Source organism: Acinetobacter towneri, assembly GCF_001758345.1.
In the GTDB taxonomy this organism is placed as follows: Bacteria; Pseudomonadota; Gammaproteobacteria; order Pseudomonadales; family Moraxellaceae; genus Acinetobacter; species Acinetobacter towneri_A.
Genome location: NZ_MKQS01000049.1, coordinates 80,393 through 105,899, shown reverse-complemented (window position 1 = coordinate 105,899; position 25,507 = coordinate 80,393). Strand labels below are relative to the sequence as shown.

Below are 25,507 nucleotides of genomic sequence, written 5' to 3'. Positions count from 1 at the left end.
CGGCTTTAGTCGCATAAACTTTATACAAAAATAGCATGCCAAAGCGTTGATTAAATGCCATGTTCTTGCATTCATACTTTTCAGGTTTACATTCCACTGTACTGCACATTGCATTATTTTTAAACAAAATATCGTCCAATAATCATGAGTATTAACATTTTTTTACGCAGCTAATCATTCATATCTGCGACCCTGTCTTACAGATAAAATCACATACAACCAGCAGTTTAAGTGCTACAAAATAGTGCGCTCATCACATCTATCCAAGTTGTCTAAAATACTCGCAAGTAAGTATCGCTGCATTAACCAAATTGAGTTTTTCAGGCAAAATAGTCGCTTCATTTTGAATTCGGAATTATCGTGGCAGAATCCAAACCCTCACTCAGTGAAGTTTCTGAAAATACCAGTCAACTGTTGCATGAGGCCACTGAAAAAACTACGCAAACCGTGATCAATCATACAGCCAAGTACAATGACGCCTATTCAACCATCGACAAAATTATGGAAGGATTTTGGGAGCGTGTGCCGTATTTGATAATTGCAGCCGTAGTGCTGTTTGTATTTTGGCTGCTTGCTCGCGTGTTCAAATGGTCTATCCGTAAGACCCTAAACAATCGTTCCTATACCCGACAAAATCTGGTTTTGGTGCTGAATCGGGTTGGTAGTTCCGCTATTATTTTCTTTGGCTTTCTGATCGCGATGGTGATTGCGATTCCAGGATTCACCCCTAGCCAACTCATGAGTGCCTTGGGTCTAGGCTCTGTTGCAATTGGTTTTGCTTTTAAAGATATTTTCCAGAATTTACTGTCGGGTGTGCTGATTTTGCTTGGCGAGCCATTTAAAATTGGTGATGACATCATCGTAAATAATATGGAAGGTACGGTAGAAGATATTCAGATTCGTGCAACCTTCTTGCGCTCTCCCGATGGGCGTCGTATCGTGATTCCAAATGCAACAGTGTATACCAGTGCAGTAACGGTCAATACAGCTTATACCCGTCGTCGTTGCGAGTTTGTGGTGGGTATTGGTTATGAAGATGACGTGCAAAAAGCCAAAGATATTATTTTGGTCATTTTAGACCGTGACATCAAAATCTTGAGCCAACCTGCATTTAGCGTCAATGTCACTGCCCTGGCCGATTTTTCGATTAATTTAAATGTGCGTTGGTGGGTCAATACGACGGAAACTACCACCTCAGCATCCATCAGTGAAGTGCAGGAACGGGTAATTGCCGCTTTTGCCGAACATCATATTTCCATTCCTTATCCTGTGCAGGAAGTGAAAGTTTATCGTGGTGATGCAACAGTCAATGAAGATGATTCAGCCCGTGCTAAACAAACGCCCTAAAACATAAGCAACAACGGTTTCAGTACGAATAATACGGTTGCCCAAGTGCCGCGCTTGGCAGCCGTTTTTTTCGAGCAAATCAATTTCGTAGGGAATAAATCCACCTTCTGGACCAATCACAATACTGCATGGATGTTGAATGGCATGTGGCATAGCTTGATCAGTATAAGGATGCGCCACATAAGCAGGACAATCGGCATAAATCAAACTGGGTAAGACATCTTCCACAAAAGGTTTAAAGCGTTTATAAAGCTGAATCTCAGGTGCAATGGTATCGCCTGCTTGTTCCAAACCCAAGTTTACATATTGATCGAGTTGTTGCAAAAATGGTGTTTGCCAATAGCTTTTATCGACCCGATAGCTGTGCAGTAAAATAATTTTTTCCACACCTAGTGTCACGCTATCCATAATTAAACGACGCAATACCTTGGGGCGAGGTAACGCCACAATCAGGGTCACTGGCAGTTTTTTCGGGACTGCTTCTTCATGTAGGGCTTTGACTTGAATCCACTGCTCACGAACTTCTACCACTTCGGTCAAATAACGCTTGCCACCGCGAATCCCGACTTTCAAGGTATCACCCACTTGTATACCGACATGCGTATGCAAATGCTGTACTTGGCGCTGGGCGCTAATAGACCACACTTCATTTGGACCCTGTCGCGGGTCAAGTAAAACGATATTCATTTTTTAAAGATATTGATTAATCACGTGTATATGCTCCGATAAAGAGCCACGATTTTTATACATAATCACTTGGGCGTTCTGATTCAGCTGTGCACGCAAAGCGGGTTCAAGCAACAGTTGCATTAACGTCTCTACAGCTTGTTCAGCCTCTTCGACCACGTACACAGCTTCTGCTGCAACAAACTCATCCACAATACTTTGGAAATTAAAATAATTTTTACCCAATACCGTGGCAACACTTAAGGCCAAAGGCTCTAAAATATTATGACCGCCACCAGGTTCATTCAGCGAGCCGCCGACATAACACGCCTGACTCAAGGCGTACCATAACCACATCTCTCCCATACTATCGGCTAAATACACCTGTGTGTCGGGTTGAATCACTTCGGCCAAACTACGACGCTGCATATTGAGTTGCAGTTTTTGTATCTGCACAGCCACTTCATCAAAACGCTCTGGATGACGCGGGACAACAATACATAACAGTTCAGGATGGTCTGCAAAATAAGGTTTCAGTGCAGTCAATAATTGCTGTTCTTCTGGTGCATGGGTACTGGCAAAGGTAATAATTTTGCGATGTGCCAATTGCCATGTCTGTTGCAACTGCACGGCTTGCTCTACAAAATCTTCTGGGGCATGAACATCAAATTTAATATTACCCACCACCTTTGTACGCTCGCTAGGCATCCCCAATGCGATAAAACGCTGCTGTGTGGCAAGGTCTTGCGCCAAAAGTTGCTGTAAATTTTGCAGCATGCCACGTGTCAATCCTTTAACTTTGGCATAGCGTTTGGCGGATTTTTCCGAAAGCCGTGCATTAATTAACAAACACGGGACTTGAAAATGCTGCGCCTGATCAATCAAATTTGGCCACAATTCTGTTTCAACCAATGCCAATAATTTGGGCTGATATTTCTGATAAAACTCACGAATTAGATGCACCTGATCGGCAGGTAAATATACGGCTTGAAATAAATCTAAATACGGTGCTTTTAAAAATAATGATTTGGCACGCGCCTGCCCCGTTTTGGTGGTATTGGTGACTAAAACGGGATGTCCCGCTTTTAAATAATGTTCAATTAAAGGCTGGGCCGCGTTGGTTTCCCCCACCGACACCACATGAAACCAAATGGCATGTAAATTTTTAGCGGGCTGAAATGGGCCAAAACGCTCAAGCAGTTCTTGTTGTAATTGCTCAGGATGTTCGGCACGTTTACGAATACGTGACTGATAAATCGGTTTTAACAGCGCCAAGGCTGCGTTATACCAAAATGGAGTAGCCAAAAGATGCGTCCCAAAGAAAGACTGTCGGCAAAATATAACAGAGCCACACGCGCATGTTAATTGCATGTGGCGCTATACGGGCTTTTATTCTACAGCGTGTTGTGTTTCAGCCAAAGTTGGATAATCGATATAGCCTTCTGCAACAGCAGTGCCAATCATGTTTTCTAGTTTGAGTTCATTTAAAGGTGCATCTACCAATAAACGCTCATACAAGTCTGGATTGGCAATATACGCTCTACCAAAAGCCACCGCATCAGCCTTGCCTGATGCCAACAGCTCAATCGCATCTTCACGACTTAGTTGCATATTCGCAATATAAGGCACTCCACCTGAACGCTCTTTCATATATTCAGAAATACTGTCTTCAGCCAGATATTCACGGGTAAAGAAGAAAGCAATCTTGCGCTTACCCAGCTGCTCCATGGCATAGCCAAATGTTTCACGTGGATCATCATCTCCCATGTCGTGCTCATCGCCACGTGGTGCTAAATGCACACCGACTCGACCTGCGCCCCAGACTTCAATTAAGGCGTCCATCACTTCTAACAAGAAACGCGCACGATTTTCAACCGAACCACCGTATTCATCGTCACGTTGGTTGGTTTTGCTTTGCAGGAATTGATCAATCAAATAACCATTGGCTGCATGCAACTCTACCCCATCAAATCCTGCTTCTTTGGCACGGATGGCGGCTTGTTTATATTGCTCGGTAATCGCGTGAATTTCAGAAACTTCCAAAGGACGTGGCGTAACGTATGGACGTTTTGGACGTAACAAGCTGACATGACCCGCTTGTTGTACTGCACTTGCCGATACTGGTGTTGCACCATTGAGTAAATCTGGATGTGAAACACGACCTACATGCCACAGTTGCGCCACAATCAAACCACCTTTGGCATGCACGGCATCGGTAACGAGTTTCCAACCCTGCACTTGAGCATCGGTAAACAATCCTGGGGTATTTAAATAACCATTGGCTTCTTCAGAAATTACCGTTGCTTCTGAAAGAATCAAACCTGCGCTAGCACGCTGTGCATAATATTCCGCCATCATTGGTGTTGGAACACGGTCATCACTGGCGCGGCTACGGGTTAAAGGTGCCATCACCACACGGTTTTTTAGATGCAGATCACCCAAAACCAAAGGAGAGTCTAATTCAGCCATTTTTGCCTCTAATCTCACAGTTAAAGTGAGTGTTTTAAATATTCGACATATTGCTGAATGAGTGCTTCATTACGAGAAAAATACGACCATTGTCCGTATTTTTCTGCACAAATAAGACCTGCCTGTTGCAGTACCGATAAATGATTTGACATGGTCGATTGCGACACTTTGCCCAAACGCTCAATGTGTCCTGCACATACGCCACGCTTAAAGTCGCCACAGTCATCTACCGACAAAAATTGTTCTGGTGCTTTTAACCATTCTAAAATTTGCCGACGGGTAGGATTGGCTAAGGCTTTAAAGATTAAATCGACATCCATCATTCAGACACATATTCGTAAATATAAGCCCAATTCAGCAGCTGCTTTTAATATATCGTATTTTTTCGATATTAATATCGATTTTTTACGATTTATATAAATTTTTAAGCAACTTCACTAAATTGGGCAGGCTCATTAGGATCTTACAGACCCTAACTTATAGACCCTGTTTTAAACTTGCTTCAATAAACTTATCTAAATCACCATCTAAAACTGCACCTGTATTTGAGGTTTCCACGCCTGTACGTAAGTCTTTAATACGTGAATCATCCAATACATAAGAGCGAATTTGGCTGCCCCAACCAATATCAGACTTAGAGTCTTCTAAAGCTTGCGCGGCTTCGTTACGTTTACTCATTTCCAATTCATACAACTTGGCACGTAATTGTTTCCACGCATGGTCACGGTTGGCGTGTTGTGAACGCTGGTTCTGACATGCCACCACAATGCCTGTAGGTGCGTGGGTTAAACGTACCGCAGAGTCGGTTTTGTTAATGTGCTGACCACCCGCACCTGAAGCACGATAAGTATCGGTACGAACATCGGCAGGGTTAATATCAATTTCAATGTTGTCATCCACTTCTGGTGAAACAAACACTGCAGAAAATGAAGTATGACGACGATTACCTGAGTCAAATGGCGATTTACGCACTAAACGATGCACACCCGATTCAGTGCGCAACCAACCATAGGCATATTCGCCTTCAACGCGAATGGTCGCAGATTTAATCCCTGCCACATCACCATCCGATTCTTCCATCAATTCTGCTTTAAAACCGTGACGTTCAATCCAGCGCATATACATACGCRACAGCATCGATGCCCAGTCTTGTGCTTCTGTCCCACCCGAACCTGCCTGAATTTCAACATAACATGGGTTTGGGTCCATTGGGTTACTGAACATTCGGCGGAATTCTAATTTCGCCAGTTCTTCTTCTGCAGAAGTCAACTCAGATTGCACATCAACCAATAAATCTTCATCATCGGCTTCAACGGCTAAGTCTAACATGGCTTGCGCATCTTCAAGCTGCGTTGCCAAACCATCTAACACGTTTAAGACGTTTTCAAGTTCGCCTTTTTCTTTGGCCATAGCTTGCGCACGACTTTGATCATTCCAGATTGCAGGATCTTCTAACTCGCGGAGAACCTCTTCTAAACGCTCTTTTTTCAGATCGTAGTCAAAGATACCCCCGTAGTGTATGACTACGTTCGTTCAAGTCTTTTAATTGGTTTAGATAAGGATTAATTTCCACGTAAATTCTCTCAATTAACAATGAAGCTTATTAGCTGATAATTGTAGCACAGACCTATTCCGGCATTTCTACCCTGCTGTAAATTCCAGCGTAACTTTTCAGCTTTTATAAGTTGAATGCTAAAAGTGGCTAAAAATAAAGATCGCTTTCAACTTTTATAACGAAAGCCCGATAGATATCCAACCTAAAAACAGCATGCTCGATTAACACGGATGTTTATCTAAATGGCTGATCTATCGCCCTGATTTTTGCCTGACACATTCAGCTGAATACAAGCTTAAAAGTTGTGTTTCGCAATTGCTTCAACCCGCCAAAACCAAGCGAAGTTGAAACAATTTTGATGATTTAATGATCAATTTGGGTAAAATTCACAAAATACACATAGTTTTAATAAAACAAAACATTTAATTATTTCATATTTATTTCAATCACTTAAACTCAAAACATTACACAAATTAACGCTTGTAACAAAGCGGTAACTTTCCTGTGATTGACGCTGATTTTTTTTCGCCTAGACTGAAAGTTGTAACAAAAAGTTTAACTGTTAACTAGATTTCAGAGGGGTATTTTCCATGAAAAAATTAGCAATCGCATCAGCCCTACTTTCAGCTTTGGCTATCACTGGTACTGCGAACGCATACCAAGCTGAAATTGGTGCATCAGCAGGACTGATTGATCCAGACAATGGCAGCTCAAGCGGTTCATTCGGTGTAGATGGTACTTATTACTTTAACCCTGTACAAACCCGTAATGCGCCTTTGGCAGAAGCGGCGTTCCTTGATCGTGCAAGCAATGTAAACGCCAAATATCAATATGACGAAGTTGGCGACAATGAAGCGCATACTTACGGCGTAGGTGCAGAGTACTTTGTACCGAATTCAGACTTTTACTTAAGTGGTAATGTGAGCGGTCATGACTTGAAAGACAATGATGACCTAAACAATGATTTAACCACCTATGGTGCAGAAGTTGGTTATTTACCAGCACCAGGCTTGTTAATCGCAGCAGGTCTTAAAGGTTGGGATAATGACCGTGATGATGGTGTAGACCCGACTTTACGTGCTAAATACGTAACTACACTTTCGAATGGTAAAGACATCAACCTTGAAGCAGGTGCTGCTTTTGGTGATCTCGATGAATACAATCTTGCTGCGGATTACTTCATTGATAAAACCCTAAGTGTAGGTGTCGATTATTACAGTAACGATATCAACGATAATGATGAGTTTGGTGTGAGTGCACGTAAATTCTTTACACCACAAGTCAGCTTAGAAGGTCGTGTAGGCTTTGGTGAAGATAGAGGTGTTGACTACAACAGCTTTGGCTTAGCGGCAAAATATCGCTTCTAATCCCTCACATTAAAAGCAAAAAAATCCGCTCAAATTTGAGCGGATTTTTTTATTTGGATTACTGCTCCAAATGCACAATCTGCAACTGCAAACTCACATTGCCATTAAACACATTGCGCTCTAACTCATAAACCAAACGCACATCATCCCGCATCGGGTTAAATTCAAATTTATCTTTAGCACCAAACGCAATCGCATCAACCACTTGCCCATTGTCCAATGCCAAACGCAATTTTAAATGACTGTCCTTCAACCATCTAAAATCAACCACTTTAAACCGTCCCTCAAACACAGGCTGCGGAAACTTTTGTCCCCACGGCGCCAAATGCTGTAATAAATCTACCGTGTGTAAATCAAAAGCTTCTTGCGGCAATTCACCATCTGTCCATAGCACAGCATGAAATAAATCCGCATCCATTTGCGCAATGATCTGTTCAAAGACCTGTTTAAATTCTGCAAAGTGCGCCTTTTTAATGGTCAAACCTGCCGCAGCTGCATGCCCACCAAAATGACTAACCAAATGTGGATATTGCTCTGCGACCAATTCAATGGTGTCACGTATGTGAATCCCTTCTATTGAACGGGCCGAACCTTTAATATGCTCACCATCTTCATCGGCAGCAAATACAATCGCAGGACGATGGAACTGCTCTTTTAAACGTCCTGCGACAATTCCAATCACGCCTTGATGCCAATGTTCTTCAAACATAATCAAAGCGTGCGGTAAATCGCTTTGATCTAACTGCAACTTTTCCAATTCTGCCAGCGCATCTTGTTTWATTTGTGCTTCAACCTGACGACGTTCCTGATTCAAAGCATTTAACTGACGTGCTAAAGCATAGGCACTTTGCATATCCGTTGCCAGTAAACACTCGATTCCAATATCCATGGTTTCCATGCGCCCTGCGGCATTAATACGTGGCCCCAAGACAAAACCCAAATCCTGCGCTTTGAGCTGTGCGGGTTCTCGTCCTGCCAAGTCCAGCAATGCACTAATCCCAGGACGACATAAATTCTGCTGTATCCGTTTTAAGCCTGCATCGACCAAAATACGGTTGTTATAATCCAGACTAGCGACATCGGCATAGGTGCCCAAAGCTACTAAATCTAAATATTGAGTTAAATTTGTAGCAGATTTGCCTTGTTTTTTACGCTGACTAGATAAGTTCGCCAAAACGTAAAATGCCACCCCCACTCCCGCCAAAGCTTTACTTGGGAAATCACATCCCAATTGGTTTGGATTGACCACCGCCTCTGCATTTGGAGTAGCTTTCGTGGTAAGGTGGTGATCGGTGATAATGACCTGCATCCCCAAAGCTTGCGCACGTTCCACCCCTGCATGACTGGAAATCCCGTTATCTACCGTAATCAATAAATCAGGCGTATAACGCTCAAAAGCCAAATCGGCAATGGCGGGGGTTAAGCCATAACCATATTTAAAACGGTCAGGTACTAAATACTGCACGTGTGCGCCCATTTCGCGCAGTGCCAAAATCATAAGTGTGGTGCTGGTTGCGCCATCGGCATCGTAATCGCCCACAATCACTATTTTTTTCTGCTGATCAATCGCCTGATCCATTAGCTGAATTGCTTCAGGCAGACCCTTCATGCTTGGGGCAAGCAAATGCTTCAGTTTAAGTTCTAGCTCCTGCTCCGATGTAACGCCACGGCGCGCTAAAATTTGGGCAACAAATGTAGAGACGCCCTGAAAGTTTTCAGGGCGTGTAAGTAAAGGTCTTTGTTTTATTAGAATTTTTGACATAATTTCCAGTCATTTAAGGCATCAAGCGTTGTAGTTTCCACTCACCTTCAATTTTTTCATAAGCTAAGCGGTCATGCAAACGGTTCGGACGGCCTTGCCAAAATTCGTAATAGTCAGGCTGCAAGCGGTAGCCGCCCCAAAATACGGGTTTTTGCAATTCAGATTGATCACCCACCTGGGCATGCAAGTCTTGAAAACGCGCCTGTAATTCCTCACGGCTAGCAATCACACCACTTTGTGGGGTACTGATATGCGCAGCAATCTGATTGTCACGCGGACGTTTGTGATAATACGCAGTCGATTCTTGCTCATCAATTTTTTCGACATGGCCGCTGACACGAATCTGACGCTCTAGCTCAGGCCAGTAAAACAATAATTCCGCATAAGGATTCACTGCTAAATCTAGCCCTTTTTGACTGTCATAATTGGTATAAAAGTCATAGCCTGACTCGGTTGCTCCACGCAGTAATACCGTACGCACATGCGGGCGACCTTGGGCATTGGCAGTGGCCAATGACATGGCATAGGGTTCATGTAATTTAGCGTCTAAAGCATGGTTAAACCAATTCAAAAACTGAATATACGGATTGGCACTCACCTGCGCTTCCAACAATTCACCTTTTTGGTAACTTAAACGCAATTCACTTAAATCTTTGATTAAATCACTCACGATTTACACCCCTTTAGATTGCATGACGACGCACAGCATCTGCCAAATGTTTTGCCAATGCGCTTACTTCTGCCAAATCATCGCCTTCCAMCATCACGCGAATCACAGGTTCAGTGCCCGATTTACGAATTAATAAGCGTCCACGACCTTTCAGCTGCTCCGTGGCACGATCAAACTCTGCAACCAAAGCAGGAACAGTATAAGGGTCAAACATATTCTCTAAGCGTACATTTTCTAGCACGTTTGGCAACAGTTTAAAATCTGCCACCAATTCATGCAGAGCTTTGTTTTGTTCGACCATCACCGTTAACACTTGTAAGGCAGCAATAATTGCATCCCCTGTAGTGCTCTTATCCAAAGTCAAAATATGCCCCGATGGCTCACCACCAATCACCCAGCCATTTTCTTCCAAACCTTGTAGCACGTATCGGTCACCAACATTGGCACGCAGTAACGGTACTTGGGCTTTTTCCAACGCCAATTCCAGGGCCATATTGCTCATTAACGTCCCGACAATACCTGCAGGTTTTTTAGAGCCTTGTGTGGCAAGAATATATAAAATATGGTCGCCATCAATTTGCTTGCCTTGACTGTCCACCAAAATCACACGGTCTGCATCACCATCAAATGCAACACCCAAATCCGCCTGATGCTCAAGCACCGCTTTTTGCAAACTTTCAGGATGGGTTGAGCCGCAATTTTCGTTGATGTTTAAACCATTCGGCTCATTATGAATAGCAATCACTTTCGCGCCTAATTCACGAAATACTGCAGGGCCAACATTGTAGGCAGCACCATTGGCACAATCGACCACAATGGTGAGGTCATTTAAATCTAAATGATATGGAAAGGTCGATTTACAAAACTCGATATAACGCCCATTGGCATCTTTGACACGCACACTTTTACCCAAGTTGGCCGTATCTTCAATTTTTAATTCTTGCTGCAATTCTTCGTTAATTTCTTCTTGCAAGGCATCTGGCAGTTTTTTTCCTTCGCCCGAAAAGAATTTAATCCCGTTATCAAAATATGGATTATGCGATGCTGAAATCACAATACCTAAACTGGCATGCAAGGCACGGGTTAAGTGTGCAATGGCGGGCGTCGGTAATGGACCAAGCAAATGCACATAGACACCTGCGGCATTCAAACCCGCTTGTAATGCTGCTTCTAAAATATAGCCTGACAGACGTGTATCTTTGCCCAATACTACAATCGGTTTATTTTTTTTGGTTTGCTTTTTTAAAACTTTACCTGCTGCAAAACCGAGTTTTAATGCAAATTCAGGTGTAATTGGTAACTCTCCAAACTTCCCTCGAATGCCATCTGTACCAAAATAACTCATATTGTTCTCACTTCTTAGGGGGTGATCTTTATCATCACTTTTTTACTGCGAGTTACTTTACACCATAAATGAAAAAGCCGTCACATTGATGACGGCTTTTATTTGAAAACTCTACTAAATATTAACCAACGCGATAGTTTGGCGCTTCTTTGGTAATCGTCACATCATGCACGTGAGATTCCTGCATACCTGCTGCCGTAATTTTCACGAATTTAGCATTTTGGCGTAGGTCTTCAATGGTTGAAGAACCGGTATAACCCATAGATGAACGCAGACCGCCCATCATTTGATGCACGATGTTACCCATTGGACCTTTATACGGCACACGACCTTCAATACCCTCTGGTACAAGTTTTTCTGCACCTGCTTTAGAGTCTTGGAAATAACGGTCTGCAGAACCTGTTGCACCCGCCATTGCACCCAATGACCCCATGCCACGGTAAGCTTTATAGTAACGGCCTTGGAAGAATTCAACTTCGCCCGGTGCTTCTTCAGTACCCGCAAGCAATGAACCAACCATAATGGTACTTGCACCTGCGCCAATAGCTTTCGCCATATCGCCAGAGAAGCGAATACCACCATCAGCAATTAATGGAATCTGTTCTTTTAATGCATTGGCAACAGAATCAATTGCAGAAATTTGCGGCATACCAATACCCGCCACAATACGTGTGGTACAGATCGAACCAGGACCTATCCCGACTTTTACTGCATCTGCACCTGCATCTAACAATGCCAAAGCAGCATCACCCGTTGCGATATTACCGCCAATGACTTGAACTTGTGGATAGTTGGCTTTTACCCAACGTACACGTTCAATTACACCTGCAGAGTGACCGTGAGCAGTATCAACCACAATCGCRTCAACACCTGCTTCAACCAATGCTTCTACACGGCTTGGGGTTTCTGCGCCTGTACCCACTGCAGCACCCACACGTAAACGACCTAAGTCATCTTTACAGCTATTTGGGTACAATTCTGCTTTGCGGAAGTCTGTGACCGTAATTAGGCCTTTTAATTCTTGCTGGTCATTCACCACTAAGACTTTTTCAATACGATGCTGTTGCAATAAAGCTTGAATATTTTCTTTAGATTCGTCTTCGCGTACTGTCACTAAACGATCTTGACCTGTCATGATGTTGCTAACAGGTTGTTCAAGGTTGGTTTCAAAACGTGTATCACGTCCTGTCACAATACCCACAACTTTGCCATCTTTTACTACAGGTACACCGCTAATATTGTTGGCTTGGGTCAACGCAATCAATTCACGTACTGTCGTTTCAGGCGTTACGGTAATCGGGTCTTTCACCATACCCGCTTCAAATTTTTTCACACGGCGCACTTCGGCTGCTTGCGCAACGATGTCCATGTTTTTATGCAAAATACCAATACCACCGTTTTGCGCCATCGCAATTGCCATACGAGATTCAGTCACCGTATCCATTGCTGCTGAAACAAGCGGAATATTCAGGTCAATGCCGCGGGTAAAACGTGTCTTTAGGGAGACATCTTTTGGGAGAACAGTAGAATAGGCAGGGAGTAATAAGACATCATCGAAGGTTAACGCTTCTTGAACGATGGTCAGCATAACAGTCTCACTGGTAATTTCCGTGAGCCATTATAAACAAATCTAGGCACAAATTTCATTTATTCTCTAAGAAATATTTTTTATTCTACCTTTTGAGGGATGCTGCACGAAAACAAGGCAATTTTCATCTATCTAAAAAATGAGGTTTTCACGCCTAATTTACTTTTTAGCCCCGTAGATTTAAAAAATTTTGATGTTTCGTTTTTCAGCCAGACAAACTGTTCCAATCTGAAGCATAATTTGGCTATCTATCCCCAATTAGTCACAAAAAAAGCAAAGCCACAGCCTTGCTTCACTCTAGATTGCCATCAACAGCTGACTTGACAATTAAACGACTTGATCGAAGTCATCATCATTCACAGATATAGCTGGATCAACCTGCACAAATGGAATCATGTTATGCGCACGACGTGCTTTATTGCATTGATCATCGGCAATTTGTACTTCTTTACAAGAGCTGCTGCGTAATTCATAAATCCCGCAGCTCACTTTCTGTCCAACCTCACCCTCTAAAGCAACACAACGCGGCTGACTCTGATTGGTACCACACATGCATGAATAGACTGCTGTAACTGGTTCCGTGTAGTGCTCAGGCATATTTATGCCTTCGGCCCAATAGAATGAAACACGAAAATAAGCGCAACACGCGCCGCAGCTTAAGCAGGCATCTGCTGTAGGTACTTGAGACAACATTCGTTAAGTTCTCGTCATCAAAAAAATCGTTTTTGGGCGAAAATCTTAAAAAAAGTTGTTTTTGCACTCAAGTTTTTTTTACAGTTTTTTCAGCTTTTTTTGTTGCTTATTCGGGGTAGCTAAACACGTGCTCATCCATCAAATCGACGCCACATTCCAATGTTTCAATCCAGTCTAGGAATTGATTCACCTGTTCTTTGCCCACAAATGGGGTACCGTGTTGTGGCACAATCATTTCAACGTCCATAGTGCGTACCATATTCACCCAGAGGCGAATCACTTTATTAGAACACATATAGCGCTGATGGAAGCCTTTCATAGCAGGAATATGCGCAGCAAAATCAGTCAATGGAATTGAAGCATCTTCCACCATTGACGCACCCATATCGCCAGAAAATAAAATTTTGGCAATAGGATCATAAAACTGGAAATTACCGACAGAATGCAAGAAGTGCGCAGGCACAGCAATAATTTTAGACTCACCCAAATGAATCGCCTGTCCTTCATCTGGCAGCTCCACCAAACGATCTAGCCAGTCGCCTTTCATACGATCACTCATAAAAGATGAGCTTAAGTGCGGCAAGAAACGCGCCCACAATTTTGATGCTACGATTTTTGCTTCGGTATAGACCAACCAACGCGGCATTGAAGTGATGATGTCTGGGTCTTGGTGCGATGCCATGACATAATCAAGATTGGTCAAACGGGTATATTTGTTTAATTCCATGGTCAGTGGCACATAGGTCAGGTCGCCACCTGGGTCTAGCACCGCAGCACGATTATTATCAATAATCAAAAATTGGTTGGCCTGAACACCTTCACCTTTGACCAAACTGGTAAAACTAATACATTTGTGTGTCCCATTATCAAATAAGACCTGCGATGTTGTACGGTCAAATGCCATAACCAAACCCCAATTTTTTCATTTTAAAAATACATTTACTATGACTGAATAACATATAGCTATTTATGGAAAGTTACAATAAATAAAATGGCTCAGATTATCTGAAATATCAGTGAATTGCAGTACCATTCACATAAATAAATCCCGAGCAGTTTGCTCAGGATTTATGCATTTTAATAAATTATTTAGAATAAATAATGTTGCGCCAAAGTCGACAAACCAATAACCAAGAAAATCAGTGCACCAATTTTATGAATTAAAGCAATTGGCAATCGGGTCGCTAATTTATTGCCAATAAACACCGCAGGTGCATTGGCCAGCATCATCCCCAAAGTAGTTCCAAGCATGACCCAAAACACGCTGTCATAACGTGCTGCTAAAGCCACTGTGGCAATTTGAGTTTTATCGCCAATTTCTGCCAAAAAGAACAACACAAAGGTCGCGCCAAATACCCCGTATTTTTGCCATTTGTTAATGCTTTCAGTTTCATCATCCAATTGGTCTGGAATAAGCATCCAAATCGCCATGCCAATAAAACCTAAAGATAAAATCCACAATAAAATTTCAGGACTAAGTACCGTGGTAATCCACTGCCCCAAAACTGCAGAAAGTCCGTGATTAATGAGTGTTGCCAGTAAAATAGCAACCAAGATTGGAGCAGGTTTACGAAAACGTGCCGCGAGTAATAAAGCCAGTAGTTGGGTTTTATCACCCATTTCGGCTAAGGCGACAATGGCAGTCGAGATGAGGAATTCATACATGATGTTTTTCTCTGGCTAGCACACATACCAATGACCTATCCCTCCTGCTAGCCAAAATCTGCAGAGTGATAAATCAAAGGTCTTGCCAACAAAAGAAAGCTTGATAAAGCTGACTTGGTTCTTTGCTATGATGACCATGTTCTGTGGAACAAATATGTTGACCATCACCTTTTTACTACATTCAGTTGAAACAGAAATGAGTAAAAAGCGGCTACTCCCCAATGAAGTAAAGTTATTCTAAACGGAATACTGCAGTTAAGCAAATTTAGCCGAATAACAGCACTGACAAAAAAACCCTGCTGCAGCAGGGTTTTATAAAGCTTTGCTGAATTTAGAGCAGCAAGCTACGAATATCTGCCAACAATTGGGTCAATTTGTGGGTAAAACGTGCTGCATCTGCGCCATTAATTACCCGATGGTCATACGACAATGACAACGGCAACATCAAACGCGGATCAAAACCTTCACCATTCCAAACAGGCTGCATGGTCGCTGGTGAAATACCCAAAATTGCAACCTGCGGCCAATTCACTAATGGAGTAAATGCCGTACCGCCAATCGAACCTAAACTGGTGATGGTAAAGTTTGCACCTTGTAGATCCTTAGGCGATAACTTTTTATCACGTGCTTTTTGGCTGAGCTCGCCCAGTTCAATCGCAATTTGTTTAATCGATTTCTGATCTGGATTGCGTAGCACAGGCACGGTTAAACCATCAGGGGTTGCTACGGCTATGCCCATGTGGATTTCTTTACGCAGCAGCACAGACTTTTGATCGTCTGCCAAATGCGCAGCGAAATACGGCTCATCTTTCAGCAAATGCGCTACAGCTTTGGCAATGAACGCCAAAATGGTCAGGCTGACACCTTCTTTTTTGAAGTTGGCTTTCAATTCACCGCGCCATGCTTCGAGCTCGGTAATATCGGCCAAATCAAATTGCGTAACTTGTGGGATGTAATTGTTCAGGGACAATTGCGGAATTGACACTTGCTGTAAACGGGTCAAACTTTTTTCTTCCACACCACCAAATGCACTAAAGTCAGGCAGCTTTGGCAAACCTGTAACTTGCTGCGTGGCGGCAGCGACAGAAGCAGTCTGCGGCGCAGTAAGACGTGCTTTGACATAAGCCTTCAAGTCTTCTTTGAGTACACGAGCATGTGGGCCAGTAGCCTTTACATCGGCTAAAACAACACCTAACTCACGTGCCAGTTTACGCACAGCAGGACCTGCATACACTTTTGCATTGGCTTCATGTTGTGCCTTGCTCAGTTTGTCTACATTCGTATGCGCATTTGCTGCAACTGTCGTGGTTTTTGCTGTAGATTCAGCGCTGACTGCTGGCGATGCACTTGGTGCAGAGGCAACTTGGGCTGCAGAAACTGCGGTTGATGCAGCTGCATCTGCAGTCACTATCGTCACTAAGGCATTGCCCTGCGCAACACTTTGCCCTAATTCCACGTGGATGGCTTGAATCACACCTGCGGTAGTACTTGGCACTTCAACCGTGGCTTTGTCTGACTCCACCACAATTAAACTTTGGTCCACTGCAACTCTATCGCCCACTTGTACCAAAATTTCTGCCACTGTGGCTTTATCGACCCCTAAATCAGGTACAGCCACTTCAACCTGAGTTGATGCTGCGGTTTGTGGTGCCGATGCAGTTGCTGCGCTCACTGTTGCAGCAGCCGCTTCTACTGGTGCTGATTGAGGTGTTTCCACCTGTGTGACTGCGCCAGATGTGGCAGTTTTCACTTTCAGAATCACCACACCTTCTTTTACGGTATCACCCTTATTGATTTGGATGGCAGTGACTGTACCCGACACCGTACTAGGCACTTCTACTGTGGCTTTGTCCGACTCCACCACAATAATGCTTTGATCAACATCAATCGCATCGCCGACTTGCACTAGAATTTCCCCAACAACGGCTTTTTCCACGCCAATGTCAGGTACTTGCACATCTACTTCTTGTGCAGTGTTTGATGTCGCTGAACTTGGCGCTGCAGCGATCGACGCTTCGGCATCTTCCTTCGGTGCAGCATCTACTTCGGCTTGCGGTGCAGCAACTTCTGTAGCAGCTGCGGTTTGAGCATCTGTTTCTAACTCAATCAGCACTGCACCTTCAGTCACTTCATCGCCTTGTTGTACCAAAATGCTTTTCACTACTCCTGCAGCGGTGCTTGGTACTTCAACAGAAGCTTTGTCTGATTCCAACAGAACAATGCTGTCATCAACTGCAATCGTGTCGCCAACTTTAACAAGAATATCTGCAACAGTCGCTTTATCGACACCAATATCAGGCGTTTGAATTTGCATGATCAGTGCTCCTCTTTGTAGTCAGCAACCGCTTGTACTTCAGGAACCGCTTGCGGCGCCCACGCGACAGGACGATCGGTATCTAACTCAAATGTCGAAATTGCATCTTTGACTAAGCGTGCATCGACTTCGCCTTCATCAGCCAGTTTTTTCAAGGTTGCTACCACAATGTGTGCAGCATCGACCCCAAAGTAGCTACGCAAATTACCACGGGTATCAGAACGACCATAACCATCGGTACCCAAAGCAACAAATGGTCGATTGTCTGGCAAGTATGCTCGAATTTGCTCGCTATAGACGCGCATGTGATCGGTTGCAGACACTACAATGCCATCTTTGCCACGTAACTGTTGTGAAATCCAAGGCTCTTTGCTTTCTTGAGCCAAAGGATGCAAACGGTTGTACTCTTCACACGCCATACCATCACGCGCCAATTCGTTAAAACTGGTCACACTGTAGACATTCGAGTGAATTTGGTACTCTTCACGCAAGATTTTCGACGCTTTAATCACTTCACGTAGAATTACACCTGAACCCAACAATTGAACCGTGGCTTTTTCATCTTCCTGTAGTAAATACATACCGCGCTTAATGCCTTCTTCAACACCTTGCGGCATTTCAGGATGCTCATAGTTTTCATTCATGAGAGTGAGGTAATAGAATACGCGCTCCTGATTGACATACATGCGCTGTAAACCATCATGTACAATCACGGCAAGCTCATAACCAAAACATGGATCATAGGACACACAGTTTGGAATGGTATTGGCTAAAATATGTGAGTGACCATCTTGGTGTTGCAAGCCTTCACCATTGAGTGTGGTACGTCCTGCAGTGGCCCCCAACAAGAAACCTTGCGCCTGCGCATCACCTGCTGCCCATGCAATATCGCCAATACGCTGGAAACCAAACATGGAGTAATACATATACATTGGAATCATAGGCAAGTTATTGGTCGAATAACTGGTACCCAAAGCTGCCCAAGCACTCATTGCACCGGCTTCATTAATACCTTCTTGCAGCATGTGACCGTCTTTGGCTTCACGATAATGCATCAACTGTTCTTGGTCTTCAGGAGTGTATTTTTGCCCATGTGCGGCATAAATACCCAATTGACGGAACATGCCTTCTAAACCAAAAGTACGTGCTTCATCAGGTACAATAGGTACCACACGATCTTTAATGGCTTTTTCTTTGAGCAAGGCTGATATCAAACGCACCATCACCATAGTGGTCGATTGTTCTTTYCCACCTGAACCCGCCAAGACTGAATCAAAAACTGATAATTCAGGAATTTGTAAAGTTTCGCTGTCTTTACGGCGCGCAGGCAAATAACCACCCAAGGCTTCACGACGCGCTTTCATATATTTTAATTCAGGCGAATTTTCACTTGGACGATAGAATGGCACTTCTTCAAGTTGCTCATCACTAAATGGMAAGTTAAAGCGGTCACGCACATATTTTAAAGAATCCAACTGCATTTTTTTGATTTGGTGGGTTTTGTTCACCGCTTCAATTTCATCCGACAAACCATAGCCTTTGACAGTTTTGGCTAAAATCACCGTTGGCTGACCTTTGGCCTTACATGCTTCAGCATACGCCGCAAACACTTTATACGGATCGTGACCACCACGGTTCAGGTTATCAATATCTTCATCGCTTAAATCTTTGATCAATTCTTTGGCTTCAGGATATTTACCAAAGAATTTCTCACGAGCGTATGCACCGCCTTTCACTTGTAAACGCTGATAATCACCATCCACCGCTTCTTCCATGATGGCTCTTAATGCACCTGTATCGTCTTTGTCCAATAAAGCATCCCAATGACGCCCCCAAACCACTTTAATCACGCGCCAACCTGCGCCACGGAATAACGACTCGAGTTCTTGAATGATTTTACCGTTACCACGTACAGGCCCATCTAAACGCTGTAAGTTACAGTTGACCACCCAAATCAGGTTATCTAGCTTTTCACGACCTGCCAGTGAAATCGCCCCCAGACTTTCTGGCTCATCCATTTCACCATCGCCTAGAAATGCCCAGACTTTACGGTCTTCTTCTTTAATCAAACCACGGTTCATTAAATATTTTTGAATATGCGCCTGATAAATGGACATGATTGGACCTAGACCCATCGATACTGTTGGGAACTGCCAATAGTCAGGCATTAAATAAGGATGTGGATAGCTAGGTAAACCGTTACCGCCCACTTCGCGGCGGAAATTATTCAATTGATCTTCGGTTAAACGCCCTTCTAAAAATGAACGAGCATAAATACCTGGTGCACAATGACCCTGATAGTAGATCATGTCACCACCAAAGTGATCGCTGTTGGCACGGAAGAAATGGTTAAAACCAACATCATACAATGTTGCTGAAGATGCGAAACTTGCAAGGTGACCACCTAAATCATCACCTGTTTTATTGGCACGTAACACCATTGCCAATGCATTCCAGCGAATCAAGGCCCGAATACGGCGCTCGATATCTGGATCACCAGGCATAGCAGGTTGTTCTTCCACTGAAATAGTATTGAGATAGGGAGTATTTAATCGCTGAATGGGTACATGCTTTGCGATTGCACGTTGGTACAGTTTTTCGAGTAAAAATGCTGCCCGTTCAGTACCCATATGTTGTAACACAGCATCAAAGGCATCTTGCCATTCTTGGGTTTCTTGTGAGTCCGTATCACCGTAAAACGCCATAATTCACTATTCCTAAGCCTAATCATATGCATTATATGTATCATAATTTAAACTTTAGTAGATATGGCTAATCTTAAATGCGTATCCTACATACTATTTAGAAAATAAATAGTGATTGACACATTCTTACAGCAAATAACAAAAAAACCGCCAATTTAGGCGGTTTTTTATACAATAAAGCAGAAACTGCGTGTTATTATTTTTTTAAGTGATAAGTTGAAGTCTGAAAAGCTTGACTGGATTTTGATGGTTATATTATAAAAAAGTCCAAACCTGAGTATAAAGAAAAGCGACCTTTGCCGCTTTAATTTCATGTTTTAATTTATAGTGCGTCGTTTACAGTGAATGTGGCTAGAGCATGATTTTCTAGCCAAAGCATTACGGCAACATTGCTAAATAGGTTGAAGGGTTCTTACGTTGACCGTCTTTCACTACTTCATAATGTAAGTGTGGACCTGTACAACGACCTGTACAACCCACGTTAGCAATATGTTCGCCTGCTTCAACGCGGTCACCTACACGTGCAATTAAACGTGAAGCGTGTGCGTAGCGCGTGATATAACCATTACCGTGGTTAATTTCTACATATTGACCATAACCTGTGCCCCAGCCTGACTTGGTCACAATACCTGGGCCAGTCGCATAAATTGGTGTACCGCTTGGTGCAGCAAGGTCTAAGCCTGAATGGTTTTCAGCGCGACCACTCATCACACGACCGCCATAGTTCGAGCTAATACGTGCATTCGGTAAAGGATGTGACACTAACCACGAATAAGGATTTGAAGAAGCAAAACGAGTGCTGGTATTGGTACCGTATTTTTTGGCTAAAGAGGCGTTATTTAATTCTGTGGTCTTTTCACGAAGCTTAACGGTCATCTGCGTTTGTGCAGGAATGTCAATGTCTTGTGTTTCTGTATAAGAACCTTGTGACAAGGTACGGGTTAATTGCTCAATACGATCAGTCGATGAATTTTGAGAATCTAACTCAACTAAATCAGCAAATGCGACAGATGCTGCTGAAGCTGCCAGTGAAAACGCTAATAAAATACGGCGCGAATGCATAAAAAAACCTCTTAACTGTTCTTACTTGAAGTTCCTTGTGATCTCTTCCTTGATATCTACTGAAAGGAGCGCATAAGATTAGGGCATAAACATGAAGGAATGATGTATGTCCGAACCTGTGAATCTCTTTCAACAAACAAGAAAACACATAAAAACAGGAAACCTAACGTTTCTCTCAACCCAAGTTGCTGCATGGCAGAAACTTGGCAAACTTATTCAACCTTTACTGCCGCAACCAGAGCAATGGCAGGTGGTTTGTTATCAACAAGGTGTCTTAACCATTACTGGAGCGAATCAAGCGATGGTAAGCCAACTTGGCTATTTGCAAAAGCAATACATTACTCAACTGTCACAACTGCATGAACTTAAAGACTTACAAAAAATTCAGGTTCGATTAAGAGTTGAATCTCAAACACCCAAAAAGGGTGAAAAGCCTTTAAAAACACTTAGTCCAGAAACTCAAGATATGTTACGAGGTGCTGCTGACTTTGTGAGCGACCCTAAGCTTAGCCAAGCTTTGTTACGTTTGGCAAGCAATAAAAAATAATTGTTTGCAGAAAACTCCAAATACTCGCACTCAAATTTGTGACGAAATGCACACTTTATTATTGTTACATTATAACGTAGTGAGAAAAGACAATGACTTATGTCACATGCACATAAGCGATCGGGCAAGAATTTATGTCATCAAATGTTACAATTTCATAGCTACTAGGATCGTCTTGAACATTACGTAATAACTGATTATTTAAGGCATGTCCTGACTTATAACCATCGAACTTGGCAATAATTTGATGTCCAAGTAAGTACAAATCCCCCACAGCATCTAAAATTTTATGCCGTACAAACTCGTCCGAGAAGCGTAAACCTTCTTCATTGACCACGCCTGTATCATCTACCCCAATCGCATTCTCTAAACTTGCACCCAAAGCCAAATTATTGGCCTTTAAATAGTCTAAATCTTTCATAAAGCCAAAAGTACGTGCGCCACTAACTTCATAGACAAAGGTTTCTGTAGAAAAGTCGATAGTGGCAGACTGAAATTCTTTGTTAAAGGCAGGATGATCAAAGTCGATAGTAAAATTGAGCTGAAAACCTTCATGCGGACTGAACACCGCGCGCTTATCATCAATTAATGCTGCTACAGGTTTTAAAATTTTGATGAACTTTTTAGGAGCCTCCTGTTCTTTTAAACCGCCCTGCATCAACAAATAAATAAAAGGCCCTGCACTGCCGTCCATAATAGGCACTTCAGAAGCAGACACCTCAATAATCAAGTTATCAATGCCCAAACCTGCTATGGCACTCATGATATGCTCGATGGTGCCAACTTTGGCATCATCCTGAACCAAATTCGAGCACATAAATGCTTCTTGAATCAGCATGGCATCGGCTGGAATATCAACAGGTGGATTTAAATCGATACGACGAAACACAATTCCCCCATCAGCATGATGCGGCACAAAGTTGATCAATACTTTTTGACCACTGTGCAGACCAATACCGCTCGCTTTGACGACACGTTGTAGGGTACGTTGTTTCAGCATGTTCTCAATTCATCTAAATTTTAAAACCGTTATACGTTAGCATATTCAGCCATTGATAAAAAACAAAAAAGGCAGTTTAAAACTGCCTTTTCCCGATCACACGATGAAATTGAGCCTCTTGGCTTATTTACGCTGCTGATTTTTCAAATAGTCTTGAATACTCATCGGCGTTGGGCGCGCAGAGCCTGATGTGGTTGTCGCACTAATTGCAGGTGCAGTTTCTGCTTGTTGACGCTGAATTGCAGGAACATCGTCTTCTTCCACTGCCGCTGTTGGTGCTGCAGAAGCGGTTTGTGTCACAGTGCGTTTCGCAGGCTCTGGTGTGTCGCCTGTGTTACGCGCCAAACCTGTAGCAATAACCGTTACACTGATTTCGTCACGCGCTTCAGGGTCAAATACCGTACCATAGAATACTTGGGTTTGTTCAGTATCTGAAAGTTGATGAATTACCTCCATAATCTCATCAATTTCACCGAAGGTCACATCATCTCCACCCGTGACGTTAATCAACAAGCCTTTTGCATTTGCAATAGTCACGCTATCGAGCAATGGGCTGCGAATGGCTTGTTCAGCCGCTTGACGCGCACGGTTTTCACCACGCCCTGAACCAACACCCATCATTGCATAACCGCGCGTGCTCATTGCCGTTTTCAAGTCAGCAAAGTCAAGGTTGATGTGACCCGGACGCACCACCAAATCAAAAATACTGCGTACACCGTTCAACAAAACGTCATCTGCTTTTTTATACGCATCTTTCATTGAAATATCGCGGTAAACTTTCATTAAACGCTGGTTTGGAATAATGATTAAAGAGTCTACATGCTGCTCTAATGCCGCAATTCCTTTTTCCGCAGAAAGTAAGCGACGCTTACCTTCAAAGTTAAATGGCGTAGTCACCACACCTACGGTCAAAATACCCATTTCTTTGGCAATTTCAGCAACTACTGGCGCAGCACCTGTACCTGTGCCACCACCCATCCCTGCAGTCACAAACACCATGTCTGTACCTTCAAGTTGCTGACAAATTAGCTCGCGGCTTTCTTCTGCTGCAGTTTGACCCACTTGAGGATCGCCGCCCGCGCCTAAACCACGTGTGCTTTGTTCACCTAGCTGGATTTTGAATTGCGAATTCATGCGATCGAGTGCTTGTTTGTCCGTATTAGCACAAACAAATTTTACACCCTGAATATCTGACTCAAGCATGTGCTGCACAGCGTTACCGCCTGCACCACCCACACCAAACACAGTGAAACGGGCTTGACCGTTGCTATCGGTTTGATCATCTATAAATTCAAATGAGGCCATGACCTTTAGATTTCCTAATACGTTATTGGCAGTCACTTAAGCCCGTATACTGCCTTGATCTTCATAAAAATTATTTTTAAGAATGCTGTTCAACTTCTGGCTTGTCAAGTACCAGCGATGATCCTTACAACTTCCTAACAATATTCCCCAAAAAACTCAACTAAAAAATAGATTTTAGCTTTTCGTTCAAGCCTGACCATGCCCGTCCGACACGCCCCCAAACCGATAAGGTTTCAGGGTCTTCATGTTCTACAATTGTGTCTTGAGTATAGTTTTGACTATAAAGCAATAGGCCTGAGGCCGTTGCATATTGTGAACGGCGTAAAGCAGCCTGATGCGGTTCATCGGCATAAACTTGTGAAGGATGATTCCCCAAGTGCGCCGAAACACCTAACATACGACGTACCAAGCTGATCATACCTTCAATTTGTGAGGCATCGCCCGCCAAAACCACACCATGATATAAACCATGAATGGCACCGTTTTTTTCAAGTTCCTGACGAATTTGTGCGAAAATTTCTTCATAACGCGCAATAATAATTTCCGCCAGTTCAATGCGGCTAATGGTTTGTGGTCCATCAATGCCTTGAATTTGAATCATGTGATCAGGTTTGACCACTTTCATATCTACACAGCCATACAATAGCTTAATTCGTTCTGCTTCTTCAGTTGTGGTTTGTAACACCGCTGCAATATCGCGGGTGACATGCTCACCACCACGTTGCAAAGTGTGTGCTAAGGCCAAACGCCCATCTAAATAAACCGCAATACTAGTCGTGCCTGCGCCAATATCTACCAAACACACACCGTATTCTTTTTCATCTTTAAGTAGACTGGCTTCTGCAGTGGCTAAATTTGACACCACCATTTTTTCGACACCAATATTGGCACCTTTTAAAGCGCGGTCTAAATTCTGCATGGTGCTAATAGGTAACATCATCAATTGATAATGCCCTGTCATGCTATGTGCCGACATACGAATTGGGTTTTGTACCCACTCACCCGAATCATCTAAATCGAAACCGAGTGGTACAGCGCTCACCAAATAATGGTCTGAGGTGAGGTGACTGGCTTTGGCCAAGTCCAACGCGCGTACCACTTCACTGGTGGTAATGGTGTGATCACTACTTTCAATAGGTGTGCGACCTGAAGCATAAAAGCTTTTTAGCTCTGCACTAGGAATAGAAATCCATGCCGAATGCACACGGCATTCTGCCATATCTTCCGCTTCTTGCACGGCATTTTTAATTGCAGTAATCACTTTATCGAGACTGACAATTTTTCCTTTACTCATGCCTCGATTACGTGCGGTGGCCATACCAATGACTTGGATATTGTCTGGCGCATGGACCTTAGCAATCAAAACTGAAACTTTGTGCGTCCCGATGTCAATCGCAACAACCGAGGGAACAGCTTCACTCATTTATTCACTACCATTACCAGTATG

At 43.2% G+C, this 25,507-nt stretch carries 21 protein-coding genes and 1 riboswitch; of the genes, 3 read left to right on the top strand and 18 right to left on the bottom strand.

The window, feature by feature from the left end:
- The first annotated feature begins 360 nt into the window (after positions 1 to 360).
- Positions 361 to 1,347 carry a mechanosensitive ion channel family protein gene (locus BJN41_RS13825; RefSeq protein ID WP_070155912.1) on the top strand — a complete coding sequence of 329 codons (987 nt, stop codon included), beginning with the start codon at positions 361 to 363 and terminating at the stop codon, positions 1,345 to 1,347.
- Here the strand turns inward: BJN41_RS13825 and BJN41_RS13820 are convergent.
- The 5 genes from BJN41_RS13820 to prfB all read right to left on the bottom strand — a co-directional run bounded on the left by BJN41_RS13820 (position 1,321) and on the right by prfB (position 6,055).
- Positions 1,321 to 2,034 (bottom strand): 16S rRNA (uracil(1498)-N(3))-methyltransferase, encoded by a 714-nt coding sequence (locus BJN41_RS13820; RefSeq protein WP_070155909.1) that lies wholly within the window; start codon positions 2,032 to 2,034, stop codon positions 1,321 to 1,323. The genes BJN41_RS13825 and BJN41_RS13820 overlap by 27 nt on opposite strands.
- A gap of 3 nt (positions 2,035 to 2,037) precedes the next feature.
- Entirely contained in the window at positions 2,038 to 3,318 is a 1,281-nt protein-coding gene (locus BJN41_RS13815) for a 3-deoxy-D-manno-octulosonic acid transferase (RefSeq protein ID WP_070155906.1), read from the bottom strand.
- Positions 3,319 to 3,402: 84 nt separating this feature from the next.
- Positions 3,403 to 4,482, bottom strand: a complete 1,080-nt coding sequence (locus tag BJN41_RS13810) for an alkene reductase (protein ID WP_070155903.1) — start codon at positions 4,480 to 4,482, stop codon at positions 3,403 to 3,405.
- A 20-nt stretch (positions 4,483 to 4,502) separates the two neighbouring features.
- A complete protein-coding gene (locus tag BJN41_RS13805; protein ID WP_070155900.1) occupies positions 4,503 to 4,802 on the bottom strand; it encodes an ArsR/SmtB family transcription factor in 300 nt (99 codons plus the stop codon).
- 157 nt (positions 4,803 to 4,959) lie between these two features.
- Positions 4,960 to 6,055, bottom strand: a protein-coding gene (gene prfB / locus BJN41_RS13800) for a peptide chain release factor 2 (protein ID WP_141730417.1) whose coding sequence is annotated in 2 segments (ribosomal slippage) — positions 4,960 to 5,982 and positions 5,984 to 6,055 — 1,095 coding nt in all. Because the reading frame shifts where the segments join, the coding sequence is not laid out codon by codon here.
- 572 nt (positions 6,056 to 6,627) lie between these two features.
- On the opposite strand from prfB, the gene BJN41_RS13795 reads away from it, so the two are divergent.
- Positions 6,628 to 7,404: a putative porin gene (locus tag BJN41_RS13795; protein WP_070155895.1), complete on the top strand. Its 777-nt coding sequence runs from the start codon at positions 6,628 to 6,630 to the stop codon at positions 7,402 to 7,404.
- Between the two features lie 58 nt (positions 7,405 to 7,462).
- Here the strand turns inward: BJN41_RS13795 and recJ are convergent, their stop codons facing one another.
- The 10 genes from recJ to BJN41_RS13745 all read right to left on the bottom strand — a co-directional run bounded on the left by recJ (position 7,463) and on the right by BJN41_RS13745 (position 21,208).
- A complete protein-coding gene (gene recJ, locus BJN41_RS13790) occupies positions 7,463 to 9,166 on the bottom strand; it encodes a single-stranded-DNA-specific exonuclease RecJ (protein ID WP_070155892.1) in 1,704 nt (567 codons plus the stop codon).
- Positions 9,167 to 9,179: 13 nt separating this feature from the next.
- Positions 9,180 to 9,836, bottom strand: a complete 657-nt coding sequence (gene pdxH / locus BJN41_RS13785; RefSeq protein WP_070155889.1) for a pyridoxamine 5'-phosphate oxidase — start codon at positions 9,834 to 9,836, stop codon at positions 9,180 to 9,182.
- Positions 9,837 to 9,849: 13 nt separating this feature from the next.
- Entirely contained in the window at positions 9,850 to 11,181 is a 1,332-nt protein-coding gene (gene glmM / locus BJN41_RS13780; RefSeq protein ID WP_070155886.1) for a phosphoglucosamine mutase, read from the bottom strand.
- A gap of 121 nt (positions 11,182 to 11,302) precedes the next feature.
- The gene (gene guaB / locus BJN41_RS13775) at positions 11,303 to 12,769 is read right to left on the bottom strand and encodes an IMP dehydrogenase (RefSeq protein WP_070155884.1); all 1,467 of its coding nucleotides are present in this window, start codon (positions 12,767 to 12,769) and stop codon (positions 11,303 to 11,305) included.
- 327 nt (positions 12,770 to 13,096) lie between these two features.
- A complete protein-coding gene (locus tag BJN41_RS13770) occupies positions 13,097 to 13,462 on the bottom strand; it encodes a YkgJ family cysteine cluster protein (protein ID WP_074964477.1) in 366 nt (121 codons plus the stop codon).
- A 106-nt stretch (positions 13,463 to 13,568) separates the two neighbouring features.
- Complete coding sequence (locus tag BJN41_RS13765) at positions 13,569 to 14,366, bottom strand: MBL fold metallo-hydrolase (RefSeq protein ID WP_019837086.1); 798 nt, start codon at positions 14,364 to 14,366, stop codon at positions 13,569 to 13,571.
- Positions 14,367 to 14,551: 185 nt separating this feature from the next.
- Positions 14,552 to 15,127: a TMEM165/GDT1 family protein gene (locus BJN41_RS13760; protein ID WP_070155881.1), complete on the bottom strand. Its 576-nt coding sequence runs from the start codon at positions 15,125 to 15,127 to the stop codon at positions 14,552 to 14,554.
- Positions 15,128 to 15,199: 72 nt separating this feature from the next.
- Positions 15,200 to 15,359, bottom strand: a riboswitch (yybP-ykoY riboswitch).
- A gap of 99 nt (positions 15,360 to 15,458) precedes the next feature.
- Positions 15,459 to 17,441, bottom strand: coding sequence for a 2-oxo acid dehydrogenase subunit E2 (locus BJN41_RS13755; RefSeq protein WP_070155872.1), 1,983 nt, complete (start codon positions 17,439 to 17,441; stop codon positions 15,459 to 15,461).
- A 2-nt stretch (positions 17,442 to 17,443) separates the two neighbouring features.
- Positions 17,444 to 20,146, bottom strand: a complete 2,703-nt coding sequence (gene aceE, locus BJN41_RS13750; protein ID WP_070155869.1) for a pyruvate dehydrogenase (acetyl-transferring), homodimeric type — start codon at positions 20,144 to 20,146, stop codon at positions 17,444 to 17,446.
- A gap of 378 nt (positions 20,147 to 20,524) precedes the next feature.
- Positions 20,525 to 21,208 carry a M23 family metallopeptidase gene (locus BJN41_RS13745; protein ID WP_019837082.1) on the bottom strand — a complete coding sequence of 228 codons (684 nt, stop codon included), beginning with the start codon at positions 21,206 to 21,208 and terminating at the stop codon, positions 20,525 to 20,527.
- Between the two features lie 106 nt (positions 21,209 to 21,314).
- Between BJN41_RS13745 and BJN41_RS13740 the strand changes: the two genes are divergently transcribed.
- Complete coding sequence (locus BJN41_RS13740; RefSeq protein WP_019837081.1) at positions 21,315 to 21,755, top strand: hypothetical protein; 441 nt, start codon at positions 21,315 to 21,317, stop codon at positions 21,753 to 21,755.
- A 97-nt stretch (positions 21,756 to 21,852) separates the two neighbouring features.
- On the opposite strand, the gene lpxC is transcribed toward BJN41_RS13740, so the two are convergent.
- The 3 genes from lpxC to ftsA all read right to left on the bottom strand — a co-directional run bounded on the left by lpxC (position 21,853) and on the right by ftsA (position 25,483).
- Positions 21,853 to 22,755, bottom strand: coding sequence for a UDP-3-O-acyl-N-acetylglucosamine deacetylase (lpxC, locus tag BJN41_RS13735; protein WP_070155866.1), 903 nt, complete (start codon positions 22,753 to 22,755; stop codon positions 21,853 to 21,855).
- Positions 22,756 to 22,878: 123 nt separating this feature from the next.
- A complete protein-coding gene (ftsZ, locus tag BJN41_RS13730; protein ID WP_019837079.1) occupies positions 22,879 to 24,060 on the bottom strand; it encodes a cell division protein FtsZ in 1,182 nt (393 codons plus the stop codon).
- A 160-nt stretch (positions 24,061 to 24,220) separates the two neighbouring features.
- Entirely contained in the window at positions 24,221 to 25,483 is a 1,263-nt protein-coding gene (gene ftsA / locus BJN41_RS13725; RefSeq protein ID WP_070155863.1) for a cell division protein FtsA, read from the bottom strand.
- Between the last annotated feature and the right edge of the window lie 24 nt (positions 25,484 to 25,507).